The organism is Streptomyces sp. UW30 (genome assembly GCF_008042075.1).
Classification (GTDB): domain Bacteria; phylum Actinomycetota; class Actinomycetes; order Streptomycetales; family Streptomycetaceae; genus Streptomyces.
The window spans coordinates 501,799-520,876 of sequence record NZ_RDBN01000053.1 but is presented as its reverse complement, the minus strand read 5'-3'; the positions used below and the strand labels follow the sequence as shown (position 1 = coordinate 520,876).

Below are 19,078 nucleotides of genomic sequence, written 5' to 3'. Positions count from 1 at the left end.
CCTCGTGGTCGCCCACCGCCTGACGACGGCCGCCCGCGCGGACCGGGTCGTGCTGATGGACCACGGTCGGGTCGCCGAGGACGGGACGCACGAGGAACTGCTGGCACGCGACGGACGGTACGCCGAGCTGTGGCGGACCTTCCTCGGGCAGGCCGAGCCGGAGGAACCGGTCGGGGCGGCCAGGTGAGGGTGCCCGCTTGACGGTCGTGCAACCATCCGGCATACGTCGTGCGTCCGTACATCAGTACGCTCATTGCCGGTGTACGGGGAGGACAAGACGGTGGACAAAGGTGCGATACGTCGACGGCTGGCGGTCGGCCTGGCCTTGCTGACGGCGTCCGCAGTGCTCGCGGTCGCGGCCCCGGCACAGGCGCATGCCGCCGCGCCCACGCGCTGCGAGGGACGCAAGGTCAAGACGTACCCGTTCTCCACCGGCACCCTGTACGTCTACAAGAAGCGCGGCTACGTCTGCGCCATCACCGTCCCCAGGAGCCCGGGGCGTCGGCAGCAGATGATGGTCAGCGTGCAGGCGCTGCGGGCCAACCCGGTCACCGACGAGGGCCTGTACACCCGTCGCGCCGGCCCGGTCACGGTCCACGCCGGGCAGCGCTGTGTGTGGGTGAAGGGGCAGGTGGGGCGGGGGTCGGTGAGCAAGGGCTGGATCCTCTGCTGACCGACGCCTTCCGCCGTCGTTCGGCCATCCCCGCCGGGAATTCCTCATCTCCCCTGGTGCGGCGCGGAGTTGCTCGCTAGCTTGCGCGCAACATCCGCTTCCCAGGGGAGAGTGCATGGTGCGCAAGACCCTCAGATGGCTGCTGGCGCTCGCGCTGCTCACCGGCGCGCTCGGCGCGGCCACGGCGAAGGCGGCCACCGCCGCCGAGCCGGACATCGAGGAACGGCTGCTGTCCATACCGGGCATGAGCCTCATCGAGGAGAAGCCGTACCCCGGCTACCGCTTCTTCGTCCTCGCGTACACCCAGCCGGTCGACCACCGCAATCCGTCCGCGGGCACCTTCCAGCAGCGCCTCACCGTGCTGCACAGGGACGTCTCCCGGCCGACCGTCTTCTACACCAGCGGCTACGGGGTCTCCACGACGCCCAGCCGCCGCGAGCCGACGCAGATCGTCGACGGCAACCAGATATCCATGGAGTACCGCTTCTTCACCCCGTCCCGGCCCGAACCGGCCGACTGGACCAAGCTGGACATCTGGCAGGCGGCCACCGACCAGCACCGCATCTTCGAGGCACTGGAGACGGTCTACGACAAGAAGTGGCTCTCCACCGGCGTCTCGAAGGGCGGCATGACCGCCACGTACTACGAGCGCTTCTACCCCCGTGACATGGACGGCGTCGTCGCCTACGTGGCCCCCAACGACGTGGTGGACGACGAGGACTCGGCGTACGACCGGTTCTTCGCCCGCGTCGGTACCAAGGCGTGCCGGGACCGGGTGAACGCGGTGCAGCGCGAAGCACTGGTGCGCCGGGAGCCGATGAAGGAACGGTTCGCGGCGCACGCGGCCGAGCACGGCTACACCTTCGGCACGATCGGCAGCCTGGACAAGGCGTACGAGGCGGTCGTCCTGGACTACGTCTGGGGCTTTTGGCAGTACAGCCTGCTCAAGGACTGCGACACGGTCCCGGCGGACGCGGCGCACGCCACCGACAAGGCGATCTGGGACGCCATCGACGCGAGCGGAGGCTTCGACTTCTACACGGACCAGGGCCTGGAGCCGTACACGCCGTACTACTACCAGGCGGCCACGCAGCTGGGCGCGCCGATGATCGGGTTCCCCCACATAGAGCCGGGGCTCATCCGCTACGGCTACCTCCCGCCGCGCGACTTCGTCCCGCGTGAGATCCCGACGAGGTTCCAGCCGCGAGCCATGCGCGACGTGGACACCTGGATCCGCCACAACGCCCGGCACATGATCTTCGTCTACGGCCAGAACGACCCATGGGGCGGGGAACGCTTCCGGGTCGACAAGGGCGCGCGCGACGCCTATGTCTTCACGGCACCGGGAGCCAACCACGGCGCCCTGGTGGGCGGCCTCGTGGCGGCGGAGCGCCGGCAGGCCACCGCCCGCATCCTGAGCTGGGCGGGTGTCGCGCCGACCACGGCCGAGCCGAGGCCGCTCGCGGCGTACGACGCGAAGCTCGACGTGCGGGACCCGGAACGGGAGCTCACGCTGCGACCGTGACGGCGCTGGGCCGGTGGCCGTGCGCCTCACATCGGCCGCGCGCACCCCACCGGCCTGTCTCCGCCCAGCTGGACGTAGAGGGCCGTCGGCAGGGGGCACTTGGCCCGCTTGTCGACGGCCTTCGCCACCTTGTACTCCGGCCGCTGCTCGCCCTGGCCGTCGCACGACGTCTCGCGGACCTGGCCGTCACCGGAGTTGTAGACGCAGTCGCCGACGATCGTGCGGGGACCGCCACCGCCGCCGGGGTCACCCGGGTGAGGCGCGGTCAGATTGCGCATGCAGGCGTAGCCCTGGGGGATCGCGCCGTCGCCGTCCTCGTCGGACGTGCGGCTCTGCTCGCTGATGTGCAGGACGAAGTCCGTGGTCGCGGGGCACAGCGGTCCGTCGCCCACCTTGCCCTCGTGCCGCGCCACCACCCGCGCCGCCGCCCGCTCACTGGTGCAGGACACCTCGGTGAAGCTCGTCGTGCCGAAGGAACTGCACTCGTCGACGCCGAGGAACACCGCTCCGTAGGCGGCAGGCAGCGTCGGCGTCACCTGCCGCGCGGTCGCGGTCGCGACGCCGCTCTCGGTGAGCCGCCCGTCCCCCTCCGCCGCCTGCGAACACCCCGTCACCAACATGCCGAGCAGCACCGGCACCGCACAGGCCACGCCGAACGCACTTCTCCCACCCATCGCACTCCCCCCGGGTACCCCCGTCCAGCGTGGCCCGTCGCGGCGGGCGCACGCCAGAGATGTGGGGTCTTTTGGGTCGGTTGGGGGTGAGTGCGCCCGTTGTGCGGCGTACGGGCTCTACGCCCAAAGTGCTACGTCCCGCTACCCGCGCCGGTACGACAGCCCGTGCCCGACCGGGTACAGGACCCGGCTCGGATCGTCCGCCCGCTGCACCGGCACCGGCAGCTTTCCGCGCGGGGCCACCCGCCCGGCGATCACCCGTGCGGCCGCCCGCAGTTCGACGTCGGTCCAGGAGTAGGACGCCAGGAAGGCCCGGACGCCGGGCAGCTGCGCCACGTCGTACGGGTTGCGGATCGCCACCGCCACCACCGGCCGCCCCGTCGCGAGCAGCTGCTCGACCAGCGCCTTCTGCGCGCTGCTCGCCGTGACGTTGTACGTCCCGACCACCACCGCGTCCGCCTCCCGCGCCGCCGCGACGGCCCGGGCGATGGTGGCGGCGGAGGGTGCCGTACCGGTCGACAGCGCGGTCGCCGTGAAGCCCAGCTCGGTGAGCGCGGCGGCGAGCACGCCGGTCGGCGGTCCCGTCGTACCGGACGGGGAGGCCGGGTCGGCGCCGACGACCAGGACCTTCGGGTGGGTGCGGCGGGACAGCGGCAGCAGCGGTCCCTCGTTGACCAGCAGGGTCGTCGTCCGCTCGGCGATACGGTCGGCGGTCGCGAGGTGGGACGGGGTGCCGACGTATCTGTCGACCCCGCCCTGGCTGACGTACGGCTCGTCGAACAGCCGGAGTTTCGCCTTCAGTCGCAGGATCCGCAGGATCGACTCGTCCAGCCGTGCCTCGGTCAGCTCGCCGCCCTGGACGGCCTTGAGGACCGCGTTCCACGCGATGTCGAGGGACGGCGGGTTGAGGAGCTGGTCCACGCCCGCCTTCAGCGCCAGCACCGGGACACGGTCGTCGCCGTACTTCGTCCGTACGCCCTCCATGCCGAGCGAGTCCGTCACGACCAGCCCGTCGTAGCCCAGTTCCTCGCGCAGGATGCCGGTGAGGATCGGGCGGGAGAGGGTTGCCGGGTCGCCGGAGTCGTCGAGGGCCGGGACCATGATGTGCGCGGTCATGATCGAGTCGATGCCGGCCCGGACGGCGGCCCGGAAGGGCGGTGCGTCCAGGGAATCCCACTGCTCACGGGTGTGGGTGATGACCGGGAAGCCGTAGTGGCTGTCGACGGCGGTGTCGCCGTGGCCCGGGAAGTGCTTGGCGGTCGCCGCGAGTTGCCGGGAGTGCTGGTATCCGGCCACCTCCGCGGCGACCATGCCGGCCACCGCCGCCGGGTCGGCGCCGAAGGAGCGCACGCCGATGACCGGGTTGGCCGGGTTGACGTTCACGTCGGCGACGGGGGAGTAGTTCTGCCGGATGCCGAGCGCCCCGAGTTCCCGTCCGGCGATCCGGCCGAGGGTGCGGGCGTCGGTGCGCGAGCCGCCGGCGCCGATGGCCATGGCGCCCGGGAAGAGGGTGGCGGGCTCGCCGACGCGGCAGACGATGCCGTGTTCCTGGTCGGTGGAGATGAGTACGGGCAGGCCGCGGGGCTGGGTGAGGGACGCCTGCTGGATGCCGTTGGACAGGTCGGCGATCTGGTGCGGGTCGCGGGTGTTGTGCGCCCAGGTGAAGTAGATGATGCCGCCCACGCGGTACCTGGCGACCAGATCGGCGGCAGTGCGGACGCCGATCTCCTTCAGGTTGGCGTCGATGTCGGCCTGGTCCGGAGCGGTCGCGGAGTGGCCGTAGACCCGCATGACGAAGAGCTGGCCGACCTTCTCCGGCAGGGTCATCCGGGCGATGAGCGCGCGCAGTTTCTTGTCGTCGGGGGCGGCGTGGGCGGTGCCGCCGAGGGCCAGGGCGGTGGTGAGACCTGCGGTGGCCGCGAGGACCGTACGTCTTGAAGGGGTCGTGGCGTTTCCCGTGCTGGTGTCGGGCACGTGCGCTCCTTCCGGAGGTGGTGCTCTGAAGGAAACTTCCGAGAAGTCACCAATAACCGGGAAGTTTCTGCCAGTCAAGGGAATGGACCGTAACCGAAGAGGGGCCGCCATCGGCGCAGTTGGAGGGGGGCGCGCCGATGACGGCGTGCTGCCGGCCGCGGCACGGCGGAGAGGGTGGTCAGCTATCGCAGCCAGCAGCGAGGGCCGACACCGCACCACGGTGACTCTCCGGCAGCTTGCGGGTTGGACGAGCGGGGATGGGGCTGGGTTCCCCGCGAGGGCCACAACCGGCGAAGTTGGTAAGCCGGGGTTCAGCGTGACGGATGAGCACCGGACGAGGGTCGGGTGCGGGTCCATCCCGTGGACGTCCGGGCGCGCTCCCCGGCGGCGGGGCGATCATGAGCGCATGCCCGAAGTCGCCATTCCCGGATCCAAGTCCATCACCGCCCGCGCCCTGTTCCTGGCGGCCGCGGCCGACGGTGTCACCACCCTGCTGCGGCCGCTGCGCTCGGACGACACCGAGGGCTTCGCCGAGGGACTGACCCGGCTCGGCCACCGGATCGGCCGGACCCCGGACACCTGGCAGGTCGACGGCCGCCCGCAGGGCCCCGCGGCCGCGGAGGCGGACGTCCACTGCCGCGACGGCGCGACCACGGCCCGCTTCCTGCCCACGCTCGCCGCCGCAGGGCACGGCACCTACCGCTTCGACGCCTCGCCCCAGATGCGCCGCCGCCCGCTGCTGCCGCTGACCCGTGCCCTGCGCGAGCTGGGCGTGGACCTGCGGCACGAGGAGCAGGAGGGCCACCATCCGCTGACCGTGCGGGCGGCCGGTGTCCGGGGCGGGGACGTGACGCTGGACGCGGGGCAGTCGTCGCAGTACCTGACGGCGCTGCTGCTGCTCGGCCCGCTGACCCGCGAGGGCCTGCGGATCACCGTCACCGACCTGGTCTCGGCGCCGTACGTCGAGATCACGATCGCGATGATGCGGGCGTTCGGCGCGCAGGTGAGCCGGGAGGGCGACGTCTTCGTGGTCCCGCCGGGCGGCTACCCGTGCCCTGCGCGAGCTGGGCGTGGACCTGCGGCACGAGGAGCAGGAGGGCCACCATCCGCTGACCGTGCGGGCGGCCGGTGTCCGGGGCGGGGACGTGACGCTGGACGCGGGGCAGTCGTCGCAGTACCTGACGGCGCTGCTGCTGCTCGGCCCGCTGACCCGCGAGGGCCTGCGGATCACCGTCACCGACCTGGTCTCGGCGCCGTACGTCGAGATCACGATCGCGATGATGCGGGCGTTCGGCGCGCAGGTGAGCCGGGAGGGCGACGTCTTCGTGGTCCCGCCGGGCGGCTACCGCGCCACGACCTACGCCGTCGAGCCCGACGCCTCGACCGCGAGCTACTTCTTCGCGGCGGCCGCCGTCACGGGCGGCGAGGTGACGGTCCCGGGCCTGGGTGCGGGGGCGCTCCAGGGCGACCTGGGCTTCGTCGACGTACTGCGGCGGATGGGCGCGCAGGTGTCGGTGGGCGCGGTCGCGACGACGGTGCGCGGCACCGGCGAACTGCGCGGCGTCACGGTCAACATGCGCGACATCTCCGACACCATGCCGACGCTGGCCGCCATCGCGCCGTTCGCCTCCGGCCCGGTGCGGATCGAGGACGTGGCGAACACCCGCGTGAAGGAGTGCGACCGGCTGGAGGCGTGCGCGCAGAACCTGCGGCGGCTGGGGGTGGCGGTGACCACGGGGCCGGACTGGATCGAGATCCAGCCGGCGGCCGAGGGCGCTCCCGTCGGCGCGCAGATCAAGTCGTACGGCGACCACCGCATCGTGATGTCCTTCGCGGTCACCGGGCTTTTGGTGCCGGGGGTCTCGTTCGACGACCCCGGGTGCGTACGGAAGACGTTCCCGGGCTTTCACGAGGAGTTCGGGGCGCTGCGGGCCCGCCTGGAAACGGCCTAGCCGGTCGGGAAGTTCGCCGTGGCCAGGATGCTGCCGTCCGCGGCCACCAGGCGGGCACCGGTCAGGGTCGTCGGGTCGGTTCCGGTCGGCGTCGCCCAGTAGCCGTAGCCGTCCCTGAGCGGGAACGAACCCGCCGGGACCGTCGATCCATCGGCGTGGACGAGCAGACAGCGCACCGGGCCCCGGCCGGCCCCGTCGAGGTCGACGGACATGTACACCCAGCCCTCGTCACCGGCGTGAGCGTAGATGCGGCCCACCTCGCGGCCGTCGGACAGCAGGGACGCCTCCCGCAGGCTGTCGTGGGTCCGCTGTGCGGGCGGCGGTGGCGCGGCCTCGGTCACCGTGCCGACCGCCCAGCCGCCGAAGCCGCAGGCCAGGGCCGCTGCCACGGCGGCCGCCGCCAGCCGGAGCCGGTGCCTGCGGGGCTTCGGCGCGGGTGCCGCGCCCAGTGCCCGTACGACCCGGCTCTCGAAACCGACCGGCGGCTCGGCGCCCGGCAGCAGCGCGAGGAGACCGTCGCCGACCGCCGTCAGCCGCTCGATGTGCTCCCGGCAGTCCGGGCAGCGGTCCAGATGGGCGACCGCCTCGGCCCGCTCGCGGGCGGGCAGGACCCCGAGCGCCAGCTCGGCGTCCAACTCCCGCAGCCGCTCGCACTCCATGCCGCTCACCGCTTCTCCGCCGCCTCGAGGAGGGCCCGTACCTTGAGCGTCCCGGTCCGGATCCGGGTCTTCGCCGTGCCCAGCGGCACGCCCTCGGTGTCCGCGACCTCCCGCGCCGTCATCCCGTAGATCCCGGCCATCACCAGGGCGCGCGCCTGCTCCCGGGGCAGCTCCGCGACCGCCCGCCGCACCCGCTCCGCGCTGTCGTCGGCGAGTGCCCGCCGCTCCGGTGTCTCGGTCACGATGCCGAGCAGCCCGTCCAGGTCCTCCGGGGCGAGAGGGCTCGCCCGCCGGGCCCGCACCGCGTCGATCGCCAGATTGTGCGCGATGGCCGTCAGCCAGACCCGTACCGAACCGCGCCGGGGGTCGTACACCTGTGCGTGCCGCCAGGCCCGCTCGAAGGTCTGCTGGGCGACGTCCTCGGCGAGCTGCGGGTCGCCCAGGACGGCCAGGGCCACGCCGAAGACGGTGCGCTGGAAGCGGCGCACGAACGCGACGGCGAGCTCGGGATCGCCCGTCGTCAGGCCGGTGAGCAGTGCCTCGTCGGGGATCCGCCCGAGGGAAAGGCCCTTGCGCCACATACCAGGGATACGTTCCGCCGCACGGAAGGGATTGCCGTACGTCCATTCTCCGCCCGCGCGATCCCGCGGACCGCAATCCCTTGGGCCGGCCGTGTCGTACCCCTTGCGGGGGGACGTTCCGGAGGACCGACTCATGACCATCCCGCACATCCGCCACCGCGTGCTCCTCGGCGTGGCCGCCGGCGGCCTCACCGCCGTGCTCGCCGCCTGTGGAGGCGGCGGCAACGGCAGCAGCAGTAGCGGCAACAGCAGCAACAGCACCGGCACCGGCACCGGTCCCGGTACCCAGGTCACGGCGGAGATGACCGACTTCCACATCAAGCTCTCGACGCAGAAGTTCCAGCCCGGCGAGTACACCTTCACCGCGAAGAACATGGGTGGGCACACACACGCCCTGGAGATCGAGGGCCCCGGCGGCGAGAACCGCAGCAAGAACATGGAGCCGGGGCAGTCCACGACCCTCACCGTGAAGCTGAAGTCCGGCTCGTACGAGGTCTACTGCCCGGTCGACGGACACAAGGACCTCGGCATGAAGACGGAGATCACCGTCGGCGGAGCCCCGGCACCGTCCGGCAACGACAACACCTCTCCGAGCAATGGCTACTGAAGGCACGGTCGTGCGGCTCGTCCTGCGTCTGGCCGGTGCCGGGCTGACGGCGGCGATGGCCGCGATCCATCTGCGCCTGTGGGCCGAGGGCTACCGGGACCTCGCCACCATCGGGCCGCTCTTCCTGCTCAACGGCATAGTCGGCATCCTGCTCGCACTGGCGCTGCTGGTCGCGCCCGTGCGCCTGCTCGGCCCGGTCGCCGCCGGCACCGCGCTGTTCACGGTCGGCACGCTGGGCGCGCTGCTGCTGAGCCTCAACGCGACCCTGTTCGGATTCGGCGAGTCGATCGACGCGGAGCTGGTCCGCCCGACCCTGTATGTCGAGACGGCGGGCGTGGCCGTCCTGACCGCCTTGGCGGTGACCGCCTTCGGGCACGGCCGCCGCCATCGGCGCCAGGGGAAGAAGACGCCCTCCAGGCCGGCTCGCCTCTAGGCCGACTCGTTCAACAGCCGCGACAGGTGCTCCCGCCCCGCGCCGAGCAGTTCGGGCAGCGGGGCGGCGTCCTCGTACCAGCGCTTCTCGTACTCCCAGCACAGCCAGCCGTCCCAGCCGTGCCGGGAGAGGACCTCGACGCACTCGGCGAGCGGCAGCACCCCGGCGCCGAGCGGCAGCGGGGTCGTGTCGTCGGCGGAGGCGATGTCCTTGACCTGGACGTAGCCGAGGTACGGCGAGAGGGCCGCGTAGCTCTCCGTGGGCTGCTCACCGGCCAGCCAGGTGTGCATGACGTCCCACAGCGAGCCGACGTGGCGGTGGCCGACCAGGCCCAGGACGCGGATCGCGTCGGCGGCGGCGCCGTGCGAGTCGTGGGTCTCCAGCAGGATCCGTACGCCCATGTCGGCGGCGTACTCCGCGGCCGTACCGAGGCGCCGCGCGGCGATGGCGTCCGCCGACTGGCGGCTCTGCTCGTGGTCGGCGCCGGGGAAGACGCGGACGAACGGGGCGCCGAGGTCGTGGGCGAGGTCGATGAGCCTGCGGATCTCCTCGATCACCGGCCCGTCGTCCCCGGGCGCGGCGACCCGGACGTACCCGGCGAGCCCCACCGGCTCGACCCCGGCGGCCTTGAACTCGGCCGCCACGTCGGCCCGTTCGTCGGGCCCGAGCCCCAGATTTACCGGCTCCTCGGGATGCGTACGCAGCTCGACGCCGTGATAACCGTGCGTGGTCGCGAGCCGCAGCACGTCGGGGAGGGGGAGACCGGGGACGCCGAGGGTGGAGAACGCCAGTTTCATGCATCCACCTTGCCAGGGAAACGGAGGGACGCCCATCCGGCGGGCGAGCAGGAACCCAAGGTGTCACTCCGGTGTGCCGTGCAGATCAAGCCGCCAGTCCTGCCCGGTCAGGTCCTTGCCGAAGGAGCGGTGGGGTTTCTCGGCGGCCAGGACGAAGCCGTGGCGCCGGTAGATGTGGCGGGCGGCGCTCAGGACGTCGTTGGTCCACAGGACGAGGTCGCGGTAGCCGACGCCGCGGGCGAAGTCGACGACGGCCGTGACGAGGCGGTCGCCGATGCCGAGGCCGCGGGCGGCGGGCTCGACCAGCAGCAGCCGTAGCCGGGCCGTGGCGGGGGCCTCGTCCCGTACGCACATCACACACCCGACCGGCCGGCCGTCCAGCTCGGCGATCCACACCCGCTCCAGATGCGGGTCGTGATCCTCCGCGAAGTCCGCGACGATCCTCGCCACCAGGCCTTCGTAGTCGGCGTTCCAGCCGTACTCGGCGGCGTACAGCGCGGCATTGCGCTGCACGATCCAGCCGAGGTCGCCGGGGCCGGGCTCGCGCAGCAGGACGTCCTCGCGGCGGGGAGGGCGGCCGTGGGACAGGATCGTACGGACGGTCGTCATCGCCTCGGCGAGGCGGGGCCGGTCGGCGGCCGGGACGGTCGACAGCAGCGAGCCGACCGATTCGTTCGCCCGCTCCTCCAGCAGCTTGCCGGTCTCCCGGCCGCGCGCGGTGAGGGTGACGCGCCGGCGCCTCGGGTCCTGCCGGGAGGGGGTGCGCTCGATGAGCCCGTCCTGCTCGAACTTGTTCAGGATCCGGCTCAGATATCCCGCGTCCAGCGAGAGCTCGGTCCGCAGATCGGCCGCGTCGGTACGCGGGGAGTGCGCCAGCTCGTACAGGACGCGGGACTCGGTGAGGGTGTACGGGGCGTAGAGGTGGCGGCTGTAGTCGAGGGCGCCGATGACGTTCGTGTAGAAGCGGTTGAAGGCGCGGATGTCGTGGACGGTCATGATCGTCGACCCCGGTGGACTCTGCGGCGGTTCGGCCTGTCGATCTCTGACTCAGTCAGAGGTTCCGTCGGGTCGAGCCTAGGACGTCCGCGCCTGGGCCGCTACCCCTCCGTGGCCGGCCGGTAGACGCACACCTGCGCGCCGGTCTTGGCGGTGGTGGTGGAGACGAGCTCCAGCGGGCGCTTGCCGCCGTCCTCCGGGAAGATCGACTTGCCGCCGCCGAGCAGCACCGGCATGACGATGAGCTGGAGCTCGTCGACCAGCCCCTCCTGGATGAGGGTGCGCACCAGGGTGGGGCTGCCCATCATCGCCAGATCGCCGCCCTCGGCCGCGCGCAGCTCGCGCACCCGGGCCACGGCCTCGGCGCCGGGGATGAGGGTGGTGTTGTTCCAGGTCAGATCGGCGTCGGTGAGGGTGCCGGAGACGACGTACTTCTTGATCGAGTTCATTCGGTCCGCGAACGGATCCCCGGCCCGCTCCGGCCACGCCGCCGCCATGGTCTGCCAGGTACGACGCCCGAAGAGCAGGGCCTCGGCCTTCCGCATCCCCGCGTCGAAGGCGCCGCCGAGGACCTCCGCGTCGAAGTACGGATGCGTCCAGCCACCGTGCGCGAATCCGCCGTCGGTGTCCTCCTTGGGGCCACCGGGGGCCTGGACGACACCGTCGAGGCTGATGAACTCGGTGATCGCGATGCGCATGGGGCTCACTCCTGTGGATCGGGTCGGGTCGATGCGATGACGGCAGTGAAGACCGGGGCGGGGCCAGGAAATCATCGGTGGCGGAAGCGGTTCCCGACGCCGACAGTATGGTGCGCGTGTCACCGGCCGACCCCGGGAACAGGGCGTGCTCAGAGCACCGCGCGCCACCCTGGTGGACGACCGTGCGCCCGTCGCTGCTCACGCAGCCGCGCGGTACGCCAATGCGGTACGCGCACGCCACTTTTGACGTAATGAGCCCTGTACGGACGACGGATCGTTCGTCTACGGTCGCCGGTGGCTGACGGACGCACAACGGGGGTGCACTCGATCATGCGCGGGATCACGGGGGAACGGTCCTTGGTACGGGCGTCGGGCCGGCGGTGGTGGGCGGCCGTCTTCTGCCTGGCGGCTCTCGCGGTGGCAACTCCCCTGGTCGGACCGGGGGATGGCGTCGTATCTGCCGCGCAGGCGGCGACGGCGGCGAAGTCCGAGGACGGCACGGGTGGCCGCATCCCGTACTACGAGGACCGGTTCAGCCGGGAGGGCTATTACTTCCGTGACCGGCTGGGCAGCGAGTACAAGGGTGCGTATATCGCCGACACCGGCAAATACGCCAACGGCTACAACGAGTTCGCCAACGTGGCGGCGGCTCTGGTCGATCCGCGTGGGCGCAGCGACGAGGAACTCGCGGATCTGATCGCTCTGGGGCGGCCGGAGGAGGCCCCGGCGTACGACTTCAAGTTGGTGCCCCTGGAGGAGTGGAAGGACTACCTGCGGCCCGGGGACTACGAGGAACTGCGCGCGGACGGCGTGCAGAACCTGCTGATGGCGCGGGCCATGAGCTTTCCCGGCGTGAGGGAGGCGGGGAAGAAGACGGGCCTGCACTCCGAGCAGCTGATCAAGAACGAGCTGGAGAAGAACCGGACCGGCACGGCCGCCCTGAAGCCGCTGTCCTGGTACACCGATCGGGGTCCTTGCGAGGTGTGCGACGAAGAGGTCATCGAGGACGGGACCCCGGTCTTCTACACACAGGAGTACGGCCTGACCCAGCAGGAGCGGGCCCAGCGGGCCGCCGAGCTGAAGCCGGTCGACGCCGAACTCCGGAAGATCAGGAACAGCAGGAAGCAGCTTGAGGAGCGGGCGCACAAAGCGGCCAAGCTGCCCGCAGGACCGCGAGCGAACGAGCGGCGGGTGATCGCGAAGGAGCTGAAGAAGCTCGCCGGCCGTGAGGAGTCCGCGAAGGCCGACAGGGGCCGGATCGTGGGCCGCTACAAGGACATCTTCAGCGTCCGGGCCGACACGGCGCGCGGCAATCTGGGCAGGGACATCGGCAAGGCGCGGGATGCCGACCGCGAGCTGAAGTCCGTGTTCCCCGCCCCCTCGACGGACTGCCCCATGCCGCAGGCGCAGAGCCTCGGACGCCCGCAGAGCGTCTCCGCCGTCCGGCTCGCGGCCTTCTCCGCGCGGCAGGCGGCCGACTGCGGTGACGCGGAAGAGCAGCCCAGGGGCGGCCTGGACCGGGGCCTGGCCAGGACACCCCAGGCGCCCGGCGGGATCGACTTCTCCCGGCTGGAGTTGCGCTACCTCGCCGATCCCGGCTCGGCGGGCGGCGGCCTGCGCTACGCGTTCAAGGCGCCCTTGGCCGCGTCGGGCGAGAACGACGGGACGACGGGGATTGCCGGCGCCAAGGAGTCGTCCGACGCCTTCTTCACCTGGCTGGAGCTGGAGCCGTCGACGTTCTGGGTCAACCTCAACCCCAATGAGCCCGACCGGATCGTCGACTCCCGGCTCGGCCGGACGGACGCGGGACGGGTGCTGCTGGAGGCCGATCTGCAGCTGAAGAAGACGACCGGCGAGCTCATCCACCCGGACACGAAACTCGGCGAACGGTACTGGGGACAGCTGTCGGGCGACTGCATGTCGTTCCGCACCTGGATCGTGCCGGCGCCGGCGACGGTCCACGAGGAGGGGGACGAGCTGTACATCCTGAAGTCGCCGTTGGACGTGCAGATGGAGACGCAGTATCTGAAGTCGCGCGGCGGCGAGGGGGCGGTGTCCTGCCCGCAGCAGTCGGAGTCGGTGCAGGAGCACAACGAGGCGGTGTTCCGGCGGCTGATCCTGCCCGGGGTGGTCAAGGCGGTGAACACCGCCCCGGAGTACGCCGAGCTGCGGCGGGTGTATCTCAGCCGGGTCGCCGCCCAGTGGTACCGCGAACTGAGCGCGCGCAAGGCGACGGCGTACGGCGAGATGATCGACAAGGGCGACATCGACGCGTACACCACCCGGGAGAAGTGGACGCCGCGCGACACCTTCGACGCGTACGTACGCTCCTACACCAAGGGCGAGTTCAAGGTGACGCACCGCACCCGTGAGGGCGACACCGAATACACGCGGACGTACATCTACGGCGGCGTCGACTTCACCTCCGTCCGCTTCACCTCGATGTCGGCGGACCGGATGACGGAGCGCTGGCCCACGCTGACCCGGGACGTCGGCCGGTCGCTGGCGCAGCCGGTCACGGACACCGAACAGGCGCAGGTGTGGCTCGGCGGAGGCGCGCCGAGCGCGGCGGAACCGGAACCGGATGGCGCGGCCGGGGCCGAGGCCCGGGACGGTGGCGGGGGAGCGCAGGCGACGGATGCCGGGTCCGGGGCGCTGCGGTGGTGGCTCCCGGCGGCGGCCCTGTTCGCGGGCCTCCTCGGGTTGCTCGCGCTACGGCGCAGGGGGCGCCGACCTCGCGTCCGTCCGGCATCCGTCGCCTGCGCTCCCCCGCCACCGTCCCGGGCCTCGGCCCCGGCCGCGCCATCCGGTTCCGGTTCCGCCGCGCTCGGCGCGCCTCCGCCGAGCCACACCTGCGCCTGTTCGGTGTCCGTGACCGGCTGCGCCAGCGGCAGAAGACCCCCGAACCATCAACTCCCCCCGAATCGTCGCGATCCCCCCGGGCGGCGGCTCCTCGCGCCCCATCGCGATCCGACCCGCCCGCGCCCCCGCATCCGACAACGGCAGCCGCACCGTCGTCAGCGAAGGCACCGCGTCGATGCTGAACGGCAGATCGTCGAAGCCTGCCACCGAGACGTCCTCGGGGATCCGTAGGCCGGAGTCCCGCAGGGCCGCGCACGCTCCCAGTGCGACGGAGTCGTTCGCCGCCACCACCGCGGTCAACGACGGGTCCCGGCGCAGCAGTTCCAGCGTCGCCTCGTAGCCGGACTGGCGGTCGTAGCGGCCGTGGACGGTCCAGCCGGCGTCCTCCTCGATGCCGTGCGCCTCCAGGGCGGCACGGTGGCCCTCCAGCCGGTGCCGGGTCGTCGTGCGCTCCTCCGGGCCCGCGATGTAGCCCAGGCGCCGGTGGCCGAGGCCGATCAGGTGCTCGGTCAGCTCGCGTCCGCCGCCGCGGTTGTCGAAGGTCAGCGCGATCGCGCCGGTGTCCGGCGCCGGCGGCCGCCCGCACAGCACCACCCGCGTCCCGGCGTCCGCCAGCTTCCGCAGCTTCGCCGAGACCGCCGCGGCGTGCGGGGCGTTCTCCATGGCGCCGCCGGTCAGCACCACCGCCGCGGCCCGCTGCCGCTGGAGCAGGGTCAGATAGGTCAGTTCGCGCTCCGGTGAACCCCCGGTGTTGCAGACGACCGCCAGCCGCTCGCCGCCCGCCCGGCCGCCCGGGCCCCCGATCTCGGACTGGATCGCGCTCGCCATGATCCCGAAGAAGGGGTCGGCGATGTCGTTGACCAGGATGCCCACCAGATCGGAGGTGGCCGCGGCCAGCGAGCTCGCGGGACCGTTCAGGACGTAGTCCAGATCGTCCACCGCGCGCAGCACCCGCTCACGCGTGGAGGCGGCCACGGGGTAGTTCCCGTTCAGTACGCGCGACACCGTCGCGGGCGAGACCTGGGCGCGTGCCGCCACGTCCGCAAGGGTCACCGTCATCTCGTCGTCCTCCGGTCGCGCATCTCGTCGTACCACCTGTCGTACGTGCGTGCTCACCACGTGTTTCACGGACAGGCCTGCCCCCTCGTAGACAGGTCATCCGCGGTCACGGTTCCGTGTATGTCGAGCAGACCTTAAGGCCAAGAACCCCGGTTGTTCGTCCCCTCGAACAACTCAACCCCGTCACGGTCTTGTCTCCACCGCTGCTCAGAGGCTAGCTTCTCATCAGATAGAAAGCGCTTGCTGTATCGCTGGCGGGGTAGGGCGTACGCGGCGCGCACATCCGCGTACGAGACACGCACGAACGTTGGGCAGACGCCTACGAAGGGAATGACGTGACACGCAAGTCGGTGCGTATCGCCATGAACGGTGTGACCGGGCGCATGGGTTACCGCCAGCACCTGGTCCGCTCCATCCTGGCCATCCGCGAGCAGGGCGGCCTCGACCTCGGCGACGGCACCGTGCTGTGGCCGGAGCCGGTCCTGGTCGGCCGCCGCGAGTACGCCCTGAAGGCGCTCGCCGAACAGCACGGCCTCGATCCGCAGAACATCTCGACCGACGTCGACGCGGTCCTCGCCGACGCGAGCGTCGAGATCTACTTCGACGCGCAGGTCACCTCCGCCCGCGAGGAGGCGATCAGGAAGGCGATCGCCGCCGGCAAGCACATCTACACCGAGAAGCCGACGGCCACCGGGCTGGAGGGCGCCCTGGAGCTGGCCCGTCTCGCGAGCGCGGCCGGCATCAAGCACGGCGTCGTCCAGGACAAGCTCTTCCTCCCGGGACTGCTGAAGCTGAAGCGGCTCATCGACGGCGGCTTCTTCGGACGGATCCTGTCCATCCGGGGCGAGTTCGGCTACTGGGTCTTCGAGGGCGACTGGCAGAGCGCGCAGCGCCCGTCCTGGAACTACCGCGCCGAGGACGGCGGCGGCATCGTCGTCGACATGTTCCCGCACTGGGAGTACGTGCTGCACGAGCTCTTCGGGCGCGTGAAGTCCGTCCAGGCCATCGCCACCACCCACATCCCGCAGCGCTGGGACGAGAACGACAAGCCCTACGACGCCACCGCCGACGACGCCGCCTACGGCATCTTCGAGCTCGACGGCGGCGCCATCGCGCAGATCAACTCGTCCTGGGCCGTGCGCGTCAACCGCGACGAGCTGGTGGAATTCCAGGTCGACGGCACCGAGGGCTCGGCCGTCGCGGGCCTGCGCAACTGCCGTGTCCAGCACCGCAGCACGACGCCGAAGCCGGTCTGGAACCCCGACATCCCGGCCACCTACTCCTTCCGCGACCAGTGGCAGGAGATCCCGGACAACGCGGACTTCGACAACGGCTTCAAGGCCCAGTGGGAGCTGTTCCTCCGCCACGTCTACGCCGACGCCCCCTACCACTGGGACCTCCTCGCCGGCGCCCGCGGCGTCCAGCTCGCCGAGCTGGGCCTGAAGTCCTCGGCCGAGGGCCGCCGGATCGACGTACCGGAGATCCAGCCGTGACCATCCGACTGCCCGACTTCCAGGGCGGCCTGCGGACGTACGAGCCGCGCGCCGAGCCCCTCGCGCTCACCCCGGGGGCGCCCTTCACCTCCCGTACGGTCTTCTCGGCGGCGCATGTCGTCGCCGACCCGTACGCCGACACCAGCCCCGACGCGCCCGCAGCCGTCGACTGGGACGCCACCCTCGCCTTCCGCCGCCATCTGTGGTCCCACGGGCTGGGCGTCGCCGAGGCCATGGACACCGCCCAGCGCGGGATGGGCCTGGACTGGGCGGGCGCGGCCGAGCTGATCCGGCGCAGCGCCGCCGAGGCGAAGGCGGTCGGCGGCCGGATCGCCTGCGGGGTCGGCACGGACCAGATCGCCGCCGGGGCGCTCGCGGAGGTCCGGGCGGCCTACGAGGAGCAGCTCGCCGTCGTCGAGGAGAGCGGGGCGCAGGCGATCCTGATGGCCTCGCGGGCGCTCACCGCGGCGGCGAAGGGCCCCGAGGACTATCTGGAGGTCTACGGCCATCTGCTGCGCCAGGCCGCCGAGCCGGTGGTCCTGCACTGGCTGGGCCCGATGTTCGACCCTGCGCTGGACGGCTACTGGGGGTCGTCCGACCTCGACACCGCGACGGACACCTTCCTGGAGGTCATCGCCGCGCACCCCGACAAGGTGGACGGCATCAAGGTCTCGCTGCTGGACGCGGGGCGGGAGATCGACATCCGCCGCCGGCTCCCGCAGGGTGTGCGCTGCTACACGGGCGACGACTTCAACTACCCCGAGCTGATCGCCGGCGACGAGCAGGGCTTCAGCCACGCCCTGCTCGGCATCTTCGACCCGCTCGGCCCGCTGGCGGCTCAGGCCGTCCGGGTGCTCGACACGGGGGACGTGGCGGGCTTCCGGGCCCTGCTGGACCCGACCGTCGAACTGTCCCGCCACCTCTTCCAGACCCCCACCCGCTTCTACAAGACGGGCGTGGTCTTCCTGGCCTGGCTGGCCGGCCACCAGACGCACTTCACCATGGTCGGCGGCCTCCAGTCGGCCCGATCGCTCCCGCACTTCGCCCGCGCCTACGAACTGGCCGACGGACTGGGCCTGTTCCCGGACCCGAAGCTCGCCGAGGAGCGGATGAAGAACCTGCTCGCCCTGTACGGAGTGGCTCAATGACCGGTGATCTGTCCCGCTTCTCCATCAACCAGATGACGGTGAAGCAGCTGTCGATGCCGGAACTGGCCGACGCCTGCCTGGAGTTGGGCGTCCGGGGCGTCGGCCTGTGGCGCGAGCCCGTCCAGTCGTACGGCCTGGAGGCGACGGCCAAGCTGGTCCGCGACGCGGGCCTGACGGTGACCACCCTGTGCCGCGGCGGCTTCTTCACCGCGATCGGCCCGGACGAGCGGGCGAAGGCGCTGGACGACAACCGCCGGGCCGTCGACGAGGCGGCCACGCTGGGTACGGACGTGCTGGTGCTGGTCTCCGGCGGCCTGCCCGCCGGCTCCAGGGACCTGCACGGCGCACGCGAGCGGATCGCCGACGCGCTCGGCGAGCTGGGCCCGTACGCCGAGGAGCGGGGCGTGAAGCTTGCCATCGAGCCACTGCACCCGATGTACGCCGCCGACCGCTGCGTGGTGTCGACCCTGGCCCAGGCCCTCGACCTGGCCGAACGCTTCCCGGCCCACCAGGTCGGCGTCACGGTCGACACGTACCACGTCTGGTGGGACGACACCGCGCCGGCGCAGATCGCCCGGGCAGGCGCGGGCGGCCGTATCCACACCTTCCAGCTCGCCGACTGGACGACCCCGCTGCCGGAGGGCGTCCTCACCGGGCGCGGGCAGATCGGGGACGGGGCGATCGACATGCGGGAGTGGAAGGGGTACGTGGAGGCGGCCGGGTACGACGGGCCCATCGAGGTGGAGCTGTTCAACGACGGGCTGTGGGCCCGCGACGGCCGCGAGGTGCTGGCGGAGACGGCCCGGCGCTTCGTGGAGCACGTGATCCGCTGAAAAGAAGCTGAAAAGAATCTGCGGCACCCGTACAACCCTCCCCCCACCTCGCCGGTCGTACTTGGCATCAGGACTCTTGGAGGGGGATCTGGGGGGATCGCGGGGGTTCTGATG

At 71.7% G+C, this 19,078-nt stretch carries 15 protein-coding genes and 3 pseudogenes; 10 read left to right on the top strand and 8 right to left on the bottom strand.

The window, feature by feature from the left end:
• The 3 genes from EAO75_RS36525 to EAO75_RS36515 form a co-directional block, all read left to right on the top strand.
• A partial coding sequence (locus EAO75_RS36525) for an ABC transporter ATP-binding protein (protein WP_187284732.1) occupies window positions 1-187 on the top strand: 187 nt, incomplete at its 5' end.
• A gap of 93 nt (window positions 188-280) precedes the next feature.
• A complete protein-coding gene (locus EAO75_RS36520; protein WP_148000493.1) occupies window positions 281-673 on the top strand; it encodes a hypothetical protein in 393 nt (130 codons plus the stop codon).
• A gap of 118 nt (window positions 674-791) precedes the next feature.
• Complete coding sequence (locus EAO75_RS36515; RefSeq protein WP_148000492.1) at window positions 792-2,198, top strand: S28 family serine protease; 1,407 nt, start codon at window positions 792-794, stop codon at window positions 2,196-2,198.
• 26 nt (window positions 2,199-2,224) lie between these two features.
• Here the strand turns inward: EAO75_RS36515 and EAO75_RS36510 are convergent, their stop codons facing one another.
• The gene (locus EAO75_RS36510; protein WP_147999420.1) at window positions 2,225-2,872 is read right to left on the bottom strand and encodes a hypothetical protein; all 648 of its coding nucleotides are present in this window, start codon (window positions 2,870-2,872) and stop codon (window positions 2,225-2,227) included.
• 141 nt (window positions 2,873-3,013) lie between these two features.
• Window positions 3,014-4,846 (bottom strand): glycoside hydrolase family 3 N-terminal domain-containing protein, encoded by a 1,833-nt coding sequence (locus EAO75_RS36505; protein ID WP_147999419.1) that lies wholly within the window; start codon window positions 4,844-4,846, stop codon window positions 3,014-3,016.
• A gap of 406 nt (window positions 4,847-5,252) precedes the next feature.
• Between EAO75_RS36505 and EAO75_RS48740 the strand changes: the two are divergent.
• Together EAO75_RS48740 and aroA are read left to right on the top strand one after the other, a co-directional pair.
• Window positions 5,253-5,882: pseudogene (locus tag EAO75_RS48740) on the top strand (3-phosphoshikimate 1-carboxyvinyltransferase); the annotation flags it as partial.
• 10 nt (window positions 5,883-5,892) lie between these two features.
• Window positions 5,893-6,798: pseudogene (gene aroA / locus EAO75_RS36495) on the top strand (3-phosphoshikimate 1-carboxyvinyltransferase); the annotation flags it as partial.
• Here the strand turns inward: aroA and EAO75_RS36490 are convergent.
• Window positions 6,795-7,457, bottom strand: coding sequence for a hypothetical protein (locus EAO75_RS36490; RefSeq protein WP_148000491.1), 663 nt, complete (start codon window positions 7,455-7,457; stop codon window positions 6,795-6,797). The pseudogene aroA and the gene EAO75_RS36490 overlap by 4 nt on opposite strands.
• Window positions 7,458-7,462: 5 nt before the next feature.
• Window positions 7,463-8,038 carry an RNA polymerase sigma factor gene (locus EAO75_RS36485; protein ID WP_147999418.1) on the bottom strand — a complete coding sequence of 192 codons (576 nt, stop codon included), beginning with the start codon at window positions 8,036-8,038 and terminating at the stop codon, window positions 7,463-7,465.
• A gap of 133 nt (window positions 8,039-8,171) precedes the next feature.
• Between EAO75_RS36485 and EAO75_RS36480 the strand changes: the two genes are divergently transcribed.
• Both EAO75_RS36480 and EAO75_RS36475 read left to right on the top strand, forming a co-directional pair.
• Window positions 8,172-8,645, top strand: coding sequence for a plastocyanin/azurin family copper-binding protein (locus EAO75_RS36480; RefSeq protein WP_147999417.1), 474 nt, complete (start codon window positions 8,172-8,174; stop codon window positions 8,643-8,645).
• A complete protein-coding gene (locus EAO75_RS36475; protein ID WP_147999416.1) occupies window positions 8,635-9,078 on the top strand; it encodes a hypothetical protein in 444 nt (147 codons plus the stop codon). The genes EAO75_RS36480 and EAO75_RS36475 overlap by 11 nt, the downstream gene beginning before the upstream one ends.
• Here EAO75_RS36475 and EAO75_RS36470 read toward each other — a convergent pair.
• The 4 genes and pseudogenes from EAO75_RS36470 to EAO75_RS36455 all read right to left on the bottom strand — a co-directional run.
• Entirely contained in the window at window positions 9,075-9,875 is an 801-nt protein-coding gene (locus EAO75_RS36470; RefSeq protein WP_147999415.1) for a sugar phosphate isomerase/epimerase family protein, read from the bottom strand. The genes EAO75_RS36475 and EAO75_RS36470 overlap by 4 nt on opposite strands.
• A 63-nt stretch (window positions 9,876-9,938) precedes the next feature.
• Window positions 9,939-10,871, bottom strand: a complete 933-nt coding sequence (locus EAO75_RS36465) for a bifunctional helix-turn-helix transcriptional regulator/GNAT family N-acetyltransferase (protein WP_147999414.1) — start codon at window positions 10,869-10,871, stop codon at window positions 9,939-9,941.
• 101 nt (window positions 10,872-10,972) lie between these two features.
• Window positions 10,973-11,569 (bottom strand): dihydrofolate reductase family protein, encoded by a 597-nt coding sequence (locus tag EAO75_RS36460; RefSeq protein WP_147999413.1) that lies wholly within the window; start codon window positions 11,567-11,569, stop codon window positions 10,973-10,975.
• A 2,892-nt stretch (window positions 11,570-14,461) separates the two neighbouring features.
• Window positions 14,462-15,490 (bottom strand): annotated as a pseudogene (locus tag EAO75_RS36455) (LacI family DNA-binding transcriptional regulator); the annotation flags it as partial.
• A 335-nt stretch (window positions 15,491-15,825) separates the two neighbouring features.
• On the opposite strand from EAO75_RS36455, the gene EAO75_RS36450 reads away from it, so the two are divergent.
• Genes EAO75_RS36450 through EAO75_RS36440 form a run of 3 tightly spaced genes read left to right on the top strand, consistent with a single transcriptional unit; the run spans window position 15,826 to window position 18,964 of the window.
• On the top strand, window positions 15,826-16,983 hold the full coding sequence (locus EAO75_RS36450; protein ID WP_147999412.1) for a Gfo/Idh/MocA family protein: 1,158 nt from the start codon (window positions 15,826-15,828) through the stop codon (window positions 16,981-16,983).
• Complete coding sequence (locus EAO75_RS36445; RefSeq protein ID WP_147999411.1) at window positions 16,980-18,131, top strand: dihydrodipicolinate synthase family protein; 1,152 nt, start codon at window positions 16,980-16,982, stop codon at window positions 18,129-18,131. The genes EAO75_RS36450 and EAO75_RS36445 overlap by 4 nt, the downstream gene beginning before the upstream one ends.
• Window positions 18,128-18,964 carry a sugar phosphate isomerase/epimerase family protein gene (locus EAO75_RS36440; RefSeq protein ID WP_147999410.1) on the top strand — a complete coding sequence of 279 codons (837 nt, stop codon included), beginning with the start codon at window positions 18,128-18,130 and terminating at the stop codon, window positions 18,962-18,964. Before EAO75_RS36445 ends, EAO75_RS36440 begins: the two co-directional genes overlap by 4 nt.
• The last annotated feature ends 114 nt before the right edge of the window (window positions 18,965-19,078 follow it).